A 1,199-nucleotide genomic window follows, 5' to 3' on the forward strand; every position below is an offset into this window, starting at 1 on the left:
TGCGTTTGTAGGGTTTGGTCGCAACCTGTTTATCCTCACCGCGCCGTTAGGCGCCCACCCCTGGACGCTTGTCACGAGTGTGTATGCACATATTGGTCTGGGACACCTCCTCAGTAATGCAGTGGTGCTCGTTGTGGCCGGTGGGTTGGTAGCGATGTCGACGTCGTGGGCTCGGTTCCATCTGTATTTCATCGTGACCGGGGCAACAGCTGGAGCGGTTCAGGTCTTCGCACTGTCTCTGTTTGGCTTTCCGATTGGTGTCCTCGGTGCAAGTGGCGCTGTGTTCGCCCTCGTCGGCTACGTTCTCACTTCGAATATCGCCTCGAAGATCCTACTCGACCGCCTGCGCGTCCCACTGTGGGCCGTCGTGCTTATGATCGTCGTAATAGCCCTCGTGCTCACGATGCAATACAGCGCGCCTGGGAGTGCGCTCATGGCCCACTTCACTGGAGCGACACTTGGGTTGGTCGCTGGGCGATTCAGGCTGTTGCACGTCTGAAGGACCTCAACCCAGCAAGGAACCATTCCATCTCGATGTCGAGAAGCTACGCGATTTCTCACCCAATGCACCTGCTCGAACTCGGGGGACATTTGTGCCGAAGGTTAGAGCGGACACGTCGTGGGAAGAGTTTGGGTGGAGTTACACACTGACGATTGAAGAATAGATACTCTATCTCTCGACTCGGATAGTCGGCAGCCGGAAATTTCCTATGGCCGATACGCGCGCTGTATTCAGGAGACTCGAACCACCTGCTTTCCAATATTGTCGCCAGAGAAGAGTCCGAGGAACGCACCCGGTGCATTCTCTAAGCCCTCGACGACCGTCTCGCGGTGTTTCAGATCACCAGATCCAACCCACTTTCCAAGTCGCTCAGTTGCTTTCTCGAATCGCGTCGCGTAGTCACTCACGAGTAAGCCCTGCACTCGTGCACGCGGTGCTATGAGCATCGGCAGTTTTCGCGGTCCCATCGGAACATCTTCGTCGTTGTAATGAGCGATTTGGCCACAGACGGCGACGCGTGCGTCCAGGTTGAGTTTCGTGAATACAGCATCAGTGATTGGCCCGCCCACGTTGTCGAAGTAGACGTCCACACCCTCCGGTACGACCTCGTCCAGAGCAGTGCGGTAGTCGTCGGTGGTTTTGTAGTTGATTGCGGCGTCGAACCCGAGGTCTTCGGTGAGCCACGTGGTCTTTTGAT

At 56.5% G+C, this 1,199-nt stretch carries 2 protein-coding genes; one reads left to right on the forward strand and one right to left on the reverse strand.

Annotated elements, in window-relative coordinates; all coding sequences use genetic code 11:
- A partial coding sequence (locus tag AUR66_RS11380; RefSeq protein WP_058572520.1) for a rhomboid family intramembrane serine protease occupies positions 1-499 on the forward strand: 499 nt, incomplete at its 5' end.
- Positions 500-732: 233 nt separating this feature from the next.
- On the opposite strand, the gene AUR66_RS11385 is transcribed toward AUR66_RS11380, so the two are convergent.
- Positions 733-1,199 (reverse strand): zinc-binding dehydrogenase (locus AUR66_RS11385; protein WP_157533077.1); only part of this gene is annotated, 467 nt, incomplete at its 5' end.

The sequence above is a fragment of the Haloferax profundi genome (genome assembly GCF_001469865.1).
In the GTDB taxonomy this organism is placed as follows: Archaea; Halobacteriota; Halobacteria; order Halobacteriales; family Haloferacaceae; genus Haloferax; species Haloferax profundi.